Raw genomic sequence first — 7,067 nt, 5'->3', positions numbered from 1 at the left:
TGGCCAAAGACCTGGGCAATGTCATCATCAAGATCGGTTATACCTGTAGTTACATCAACCATAAAAACCAGCACACTGGCTTCTTCAATGGCAATCATTACCTGCTCTCGGATGGCTGCTTCATAAACATCTTCCGAGTTGGCAACATAACCACCGGTATCAATTACGGTAAATTGTCTGTTCGTCCATTCGCCCACTCCATAATGCCTGTCGCGGGTTACGCCGCTCATGTCATCAACAATGGCCTTACGGCTTTCAGTTAGTCTGTTAAAAAGGGTACTCTTGCCTACGTTTGGCCTGCCTACGATGGCTATAATATTACTCATGGGTGTTCTATTGATAGTTAATGGCTTATAGTTAACGGTCGTGGTGTTTGAGCAAGCTGCTCAAAACTATTTGGCTATCAGCCATTGACTATCAACTACTAACCGATTTATTTCGGGCTGCAAAGGTACGCTTAATTTTCGTAACCTTCATTAATATTAATTTTTATACTTATCTAAAAGTCCTTTTATTACTTCTTCGGTCAATTGGTTTCCTTGCAACAATGGAAAGCCCTCCCACCTTACAATTCCTTTCGGATCGATTAGAATGGTATGCGGAATACCTTTTACTTCAATTAAATTTTTCACTGTTCCTTTGGTATCAATGGCTTCAAAATAATTGATCTTTGGGTTGTTAAAAGCTTCTACTTTTTCTACAGTTTCATCAGAAACACCAATAATCACCAATTTATCAGCATATTTTTTCTGAATATCGTTCAAAGTAGGAATGTACGCCCTACACGGGCCACACCAGGTTGCCCAAAAATCAATCAGTACGAATTTGCCTTTGGTATCTGGCTTTTTTGAGATCCATTTCTCCACCAACAAGTTCTGGTGCTTTTTCATTCAGGATGGATTTTGCCCACAATTTTTTCCCATTATTCGATTCCTGGGCGAAAACTGTTGTACAGATCAGTAGTAAGAGAAACGTTAAACTTTTTTTCATACAATAAAAATCGAAATTAATTGTCGTAACCAAAGCTTTTTAAGTAATTCTTTTTACTTCTCCAAATCCGGAATCACTTTGACAAACATTTCCAGGAAAACCTTGGTATCCAAAAACTTTTCAATTTCTAAACGCGCTTCGGTACCTACTTTCTTTAGACATATCTACTCCTTCTGTGCCTATCAAAATGTTTTTCTGCGAATCGCGTTCTACCACAATTTCTGCAGCAATCCTCGACCATTGCACCTTTACCATTTTTCATTTCCTCTTCCTTAAAGCTCTTCACAATTACTTCGGTACTGTAGGGAATTTCTTTCTGATAATTAAGGAAGATTTTTTCGCGGAACGATTTCTGAAACAAAGAAACGTTCTGAACGATCTGTCAAATCTTCTTTGTCGTAATATGGTGGATGTTCTGGCAACATTTCCAGCATACGATCCAATAATCCGTCGACATTGTGTTTATGTGAAGCAGAAATTGCATAAATCGCAACCGTCGATTTAGCTTTTCCTGCCAGTAAGCAATTTTCTCTTCTACCTTTTCCTGCTCTGCTTTATCCAATCTTATTAATGAGTACAATTGTTGGGATATTGCGGTTCAGAATTTTCTCCAGAACATCTTCTTCATCATACTCTTCATTAATGTCGGTTACGAACAAAAGTACGTCGGCATCGGTCAGAGATTCTGTTCACAAAGCTCATCATACTCTCTTCTTGTAAACTGTATTTTGGCTTGATCATACCTGGTGTATCAGAGAAAACAATCTGATATATCTTCTTCATTTACGATCCCTAAAATGCGGTGCCTTGTGGTTTGTGCCTTAGGAGTTATAGTGCTAAGTCGCTCGCCTACAAGCACATTCATGAGGGTAGATTTACCTGCATTTGGTTTACCTATTATACTAACAAAACCTGCTTTATGCGCCATTAAAATATTTTTTAAAAAAAATTTGCAGCACAAAGAAACGAATTATATCTTTCGGCATTCCAATTCGGAAACAGAGTTAAGGATTTAATTCAAACAAAAAAACGAGTTGTATAGAGTGCGGGGTGGAGCAGTTGGTAGCTCGTCGGGCTCATAACCCTGAAAGGTCGCACGTTCGAGTCGTGTCCCCGCTACCAATTCAGTTGGTAGTGCTCAATTCGGCAGTTTTAATTGCAAATTGAAAAACTAAAGATCTAAAACTGAAAATGGCCCGTTCGTCTAGGGGTGAGGACGCCAGATTTTCATTCTGGGAAACAGGGGTTCGATTCCCCTACGGGCTACGAAAACCGCAGCAGATGCCGGCTCAAGGCGGTTTTTTTTATCAGTTTCAATACTGCAAAATTGGAGGTTGGTATTACCTTTAAAAAATACATGAGAGTGCGGGGTGGGGGCAGCAGCTTGGCAGCTCGTCGGGGCTCGATAACCCGTTAAGGTCGCACGTTCGAGTCGTGTCCCCGCTACCAATTCAGTTGGTGGTTCTCAATTGGCAGTTAATTGCAAATTGAAGACTTAAATTATAAAACTGAAAATGGCCCGTTCGTCTAGGGGTGAGGACGCCAGATTTTCATTCTGGAAACAGGGGTTCGATTCCCCGACGGGCTACTTGAAAGCGCTGAAAAGCAGTTTAATACAACTGAATCAGCGCTTTTTTTATTAGATTAGACCTAATTAACAGCCATTTTAACACCTCAATTTTTTTTATGAATATCTTTTGAGGTCAACTCAAAAATTTCTAGTAAATAAAGAATATATAGGTTAGCTCTATAATTTCTATAAACTATTATAGAAAGAATATCAATTCAATTTTTTTTATAAAAAAATTACATACCCAAATACAACAATACCTTGATTAGTATTGGTATTCGGGTATGATTTGGAAATCCTTTACTTGGGATATTAGAAAGACTTTGAATTTCTAAGAACATAGCCAATTACAGACTTTTTTTCTGAAAATCTTTAAGTTGAACTATTTTGGTTATTTTTGTATTAGTGCAATTATTAAAAGAATTAAAACTGAATGATAACTGCATTTGTTCTTGTGATTTAGACTGTTGTTGCTTCTTCATTATGAGTTAATTATTTGTTCATTTAATAGACCAAAACTTTTCAAAGAATGCACAGACTGCATCTCCAAAGTTGGCAAGGCCTGCAAAGTTAATCTAGTTTTTGGTTTTTGCATCTTTTTATTCACGAAAAAAGTTTTGCCGTATTCATCTTTTCTAGGACTGCTTAAGGTAAAAAACTGTAAAAACCTCCTAGGTGCTACACCATCAAACATCAAAATCTTAGTTTTTGTTTCAGATTCTTCATCCTCTGTTATCGCATCATTATGTAAGGTCAGTCCCAAACTTTTCTTGTATGGCTCAATATAAAAAATTTCCTTAATACCTGCAACAATAATATGCCTTGCACAATTGTGACATGGATATGTAGTACAAAATAGTTTTCCGCCAATCATCTTACTGCCTGCTAATTGACTTCCTATAATAATCGCGTGCATTTCTGCATGCACTGACCTTGAAAACTCAATCAAATCTTTAATTTTAGAATTTCTACGAATGGTAGCCTCAAAAGCTGTATAAAGGTCGTCTCCTTTCACCATATCATTTAATGAAGGTATCTTATTTTTTAATTCTTCGTTATTGATAATGCTATTTAAAATATCTTCTGTAACAGTGTCTTTTGTAATGTCATTACTACAGAAGCCACTTACAAGAGCCCCTGTCGTCATTCTGTTCCCCATCCTTATACAAATCGCCTCCGAACTTAGGGACATCATTCCAACCTCTAGAGATTATCTCTCCAATGCTGATTAGTAATAGCAGCTCCAACCTGCCTAGAGAAGGCGTGTCTGTAATCTCCTGCTGCGGATTTAGCTTCATACATAGCTATCTCGTCTGAAGTGGGTGTTACGATTGCGCTTTCAAAAACAACATCCAAATATCTTTTTACTTTTCTAGGTATTGTATCCAGGTTTTGATTTGAAACACGTAGAAAAAAATCTCCATCTACAAAAGTATCTCTAACATTCTGACCATGCTTACTATTTTCAAATTCATCTGTGTTGATAAGACGCTCTATCTCATTTTTACTTAAACTTTTATCTTGAAGATTTTTTGTTCGTTCTTCAAATGGAGAAAACACACTAAACAGATAGAATATATCATTGTAGGTTGACCTCAACAACTCTAACTCTTCTTTATGTTTTAAAGAGTCAATGATGTAGCAAATTCTACGTCCCTCTAATTGCTCTATTACAGAACCAAGGTCTTCGTCTTGTGGTACTGAACCAAATCTTTCTGTGAGAATTTCTAAAATAGCAAGTTCAACTAGGCAAGCCGCATTTGTTCTTTTACGTAGGTCATCTCCAGAAGATATTTTTGCCATTAATTTAGTAAATTCCTGCGTTTGCCCAACAACATTAATATCGGCTGTAGGCTGATGTTGGGCTATATAGTCACTAAGCTTAAGAATTCTAACATCATAGCCATATTCATTTGTTAATTGATTTTTTAATTCTTCAATAACTGGTTCGCGTGTCGACCCAATCGGAGCACAGATTCCTATGACAAGTTCCTCAGTAAGAGTGTTATGTATTTTTGATTTTGTAAGTGTTGGTTTTTTTTCAACCACGGTTTGTTTCATTGGGTGCTATTACCCTTAAAGCTTGAGACATTAATTATTGATTTTATAAATAGATTTTAAAGATAAAAAAATACCGAAACAATTCTGAAAAATTTAAAAGTTTACAGGTATAAAGAATATTCCCAAAAAAACAGAGTGGAAAATATGTAGAGCATATAAAATGTATTATTTAATCCTATTTAATTTACAAAGAAAATAAAATTGGCGCTGACCACGCTTCCGCAATTATCACAAGATCATTTGAAATGATTACAAATAAAAATTTTAATTTCAAGGTGTAATTAAAGAACATAATTATCGCTCACATGAGATATCCTATCCATATGTTTACCAATTTATTTAGGCTTTTTTCACAATGAAACCTATTAATGAATCAATTGAATGTTGTGAAGATCAAAATAATAAAGGAGATTTTATGCTCCATAGAAATATTTTTAATAAATTATTTTGTACTGTCAGGAATATAATTTACATTTGTATCATAGTTCTTTGAAATGTTTTTAATTAATGTAATTAATTCAAATCGTAAAGTATAGAAATATACAGCCTATTTAGGTCTTTTGGGCGATCATGAATTCTACGCTACCTTTCCGTAACGACTAAACCCCGTAACGCTGACGAGGCTGATGAGTACGTGACTTGACTGGACTATCGAAGTTTTAACTCGGTAATCTGTATTAAACCAAAATCTGTTTTTGATAATTGAAGCAGGATTCTGTAGGGGTGAGTAACGAATAACGTTTGTGAATTTAATTACAGCATAATTGGAAGAAGCAGGCAATAATGCCTTCAAATTAAATTCAATATTATGCAAAACAATAGCATTAAAAACAACGATGATCTTATTAATGGAATAAGAATCATCCTTTCAAAAGACCGTTATTCGTTCTCAGTTGAAGAACAAGTTCTTTTAAATGATTGTATTAACAAATTAGAGAAATCGAAAGCTGAGCCTGACTTAGAAAATCAAGCACAAGTATTTGTTAAAGTACTGGAAACAATACTGAGAGTATTTTCCTTATCGATCACTTTAAGGACTTATTTTAAACTGGCACTCCTACTTTTATCAAACCTTACATTATGAACATAGGTAGTAGTATTAAACAAATTCGAATTAAAAAAGGGTATAAGCAAAATGACTTTGCTATTAAATGTAACCTTACACAGGCTTATTTATCAAAAATTGAAAGTAACCAGAAAGAGCCAGCTTTAAGCGTACTTAAAACCATTGCTGCAGAATTAAGTACACCTCTACCAGTATTATTTTTTCACTCGATGACTGAGGAAGACATAGATCCTAAAAAGCGTGATGCCTTTCACATAATCCTTCCATCAATCAAAGGGATGATTGAATCTTTTTTTAAAAACATGCTTGACCTTCCAAAGCTTTTAGGTATTCTAAATATTAACGCAAAAGACCTTAACCATCTTTTGGATAACATAGATAAGTATTATTATCTGATTAGTAATCCAAAGCTCGGTAAACAAGGAGAGCAATTATTTGACAAAAACGGTAAACCCATAACGAGAGATCTCTACCCTAGCGTTACCCTACTAAAAACCGTTCAGAAAAGAATTTATAATCAGCTTTTAAAAACAATAAAGCTCCCTAACTACGCATTCGGTGGAATTGCAAAAAGGGATAACGTTTTGAATGCAAAAATGCACCAGGAAAATAAGTTTTTTTTTAATACAGACCTGAGGAACTTTTACCCTGGCATAACCCATAAACAGATTTTTGCCATTTTCATAAAAAAGGGTTTCTCACCAACAATCTCACAAATCCTAACGAAACTAACTACTTACAAAGGTATGCTTCCTCAAGGCACGCCAACATCGCCCCTATTTAGCAAATTTAGTATTTACAGAGGCAGGAAATTCTCTTGCAATGCTTGCGAAAGAACATAGTTTAACAATCACAACTTTTGTTGATGACATAACCATTTCAGGAAAGTCTGACTTCAAGCCTTTAATAAATTCATTTATAAAAATTATAACCGACAAGGGCTTTAAAATCAGTCATAACAAAACATTTTACCAAACAAAAATGCCTAAAGTAACAAATGTCATCGTTAAAAACAACGGCATATATTTATCACAAGCTTTTAAAGATAAAATCGATTCGTTGGAGGATAAAGAGAGCGCAGTGGCAAGGGGTTCGATAAATTACTACCACCGAGTTCATAAGATTAGTAAATCAAAAACGGCTTTTGTAAAAACAAAAATTAATGCTGGTGTGAAGAATTAAGTAACAGCTTTTTAATACATTAACTTTATACATAAAGTTAATTCATAGCTATCAAAATATCTCGTCGAGGCTTTAACATACATTTTCTAGATCGGACATCTTAAGGCATAACCTTATAATCTTAATGGTTGATTAATTTTAAGGCTAAAATCTTTCGGGAGCTAAATAAAAAAGGAGAAACAGGTATTTACCCATCTC

At 35.0% G+C, this 7,067-nt stretch carries 7 protein-coding genes, 3 tRNA genes and 1 pseudogene; 6 read left to right on the top strand and 5 right to left on the bottom strand.

From position 1 onward, the window contains the following. The 3 genes and pseudogenes from AC0IWE_RS22765 to era form a co-directional block, all read right to left on the bottom strand. On the bottom strand, positions 1-326 hold a 326-nt coding region (locus AC0IWE_RS22765; RefSeq protein WP_471794863.1), incomplete at its 3' end, for a GTPase. Between the two features lie 156 nt (positions 327-482). Next, positions 483-890 carry a TlpA family protein disulfide reductase gene (locus AC0IWE_RS22760; RefSeq protein ID WP_471794862.1) on the bottom strand — a complete coding sequence of 136 codons (408 nt, stop codon included), beginning with the start codon at positions 888-890 and terminating at the stop codon, positions 483-485. A gap of 116 nt (positions 891-1,006) precedes the next feature. After that, a pseudogene (era, locus tag AC0IWE_RS22755) lies at positions 1,007-1,918 on the bottom strand (GTPase Era). Positions 1,919-2,034: 116 nt separating this feature from the next. Here era and AC0IWE_RS22750 point away from each other — a divergent pair. The 3 genes from AC0IWE_RS22750 (at position 2,035) to AC0IWE_RS22740 (ending at position 2,578) form a co-directional block, all read left to right on the top strand. After that, positions 2,035-2,112: transfer RNA gene (locus tag AC0IWE_RS22750), tRNA-Met, on the top strand. Positions 2,113-2,183: 71 nt separating this feature from the next. Continuing rightward, positions 2,184-2,256: transfer RNA gene (locus AC0IWE_RS22745), tRNA-Glu, on the top strand. Positions 2,257-2,506: 250 nt separating this feature from the next. Next, positions 2,507-2,578: transfer RNA gene (locus AC0IWE_RS22740), tRNA-Glu, on the top strand. A 463-nt stretch (positions 2,579-3,041) separates the two neighbouring features. Here AC0IWE_RS22740 and AC0IWE_RS22735 read toward each other — a convergent pair. Both AC0IWE_RS22735 and AC0IWE_RS22730 read right to left on the bottom strand, forming a co-directional pair. After that, positions 3,042-3,719 carry a deaminase gene (locus AC0IWE_RS22735; protein WP_471794861.1) on the bottom strand — a complete coding sequence of 226 codons (678 nt, stop codon included), beginning with the start codon at positions 3,717-3,719 and terminating at the stop codon, positions 3,042-3,044. Positions 3,720-3,763: 44 nt separating this feature from the next. Then, complete coding sequence (locus tag AC0IWE_RS22730) at positions 3,764-4,621, bottom strand: hypothetical protein (protein WP_471794860.1); 858 nt, start codon at positions 4,619-4,621, stop codon at positions 3,764-3,766. A gap of 808 nt (positions 4,622-5,429) precedes the next feature. On the opposite strand from AC0IWE_RS22730, the gene AC0IWE_RS22725 reads away from it, so the two are divergent. The 3 genes from AC0IWE_RS22725 to AC0IWE_RS22715 are packed head-to-tail and all read left to right on the top strand — an operon-like array spanning position 5,430 to position 6,869. Beyond that, positions 5,430-5,705, top strand: coding sequence for a hypothetical protein (locus AC0IWE_RS22725; RefSeq protein WP_471794859.1), 276 nt, complete (start codon positions 5,430-5,432; stop codon positions 5,703-5,705). Continuing rightward, complete coding sequence (locus AC0IWE_RS22720) at positions 5,702-6,529, top strand: helix-turn-helix domain-containing protein (protein ID WP_471794858.1); 828 nt, start codon at positions 5,702-5,704, stop codon at positions 6,527-6,529. Before AC0IWE_RS22725 ends, AC0IWE_RS22720 begins: the two co-directional genes overlap by 4 nt. After that, the gene (locus AC0IWE_RS22715; RefSeq protein ID WP_471794857.1) at positions 6,510-6,869 is read left to right on the top strand and encodes an RNA-dependent RNA polymerase family protein; all 360 of its coding nucleotides are present in this window, start codon (positions 6,510-6,512) and stop codon (positions 6,867-6,869) included. The genes AC0IWE_RS22720 and AC0IWE_RS22715 overlap by 20 nt, the downstream gene beginning before the upstream one ends. The last annotated feature ends 198 nt before the right edge of the window (positions 6,870-7,067 follow it).

The organism is Pedobacter sp. AC402, from assembly GCF_979252805.1.
The sequence above is the reverse complement of the archived record's forward strand: the minus strand, read 5'-3'. Positions and strand labels throughout refer to the sequence as shown.

Coding starts and splice junctions, on each gene's coding strand:
- AC0IWE_RS22760 (WP_471794862.1), bottom strand. CDS start 890: ATGAAAAAGCACCAGAACTTGTTGGTGGAGAAATGGATCTCAAAAAAG.
- AC0IWE_RS22735 (WP_471794861.1), bottom strand. CDS start 3,719: ATGGGGAACAGAATGACGACAGGGGCTCTTGTAAGTGGCTTCTGTAGT.
- AC0IWE_RS22730 (WP_471794860.1), bottom strand. CDS start 4,621: ATGAAACAAACCGTGGTTGAAAAAAAACCAACACTTACAAAATCAAAA.
- AC0IWE_RS22725 (WP_471794859.1), top strand. CDS start 5,430: ATGCAAAACAATAGCATTAAAAACAACGATGATCTTATTAATGGAATA.
- AC0IWE_RS22720 (WP_471794858.1), top strand. CDS start 5,702: ATGAACATAGGTAGTAGTATTAAACAAATTCGAATTAAAAAAGGGTAT.
- AC0IWE_RS22715 (WP_471794857.1), top strand. CDS start 6,510: ATGCTTGCGAAAGAACATAGTTTAACAATCACAACTTTTGTTGATGAC.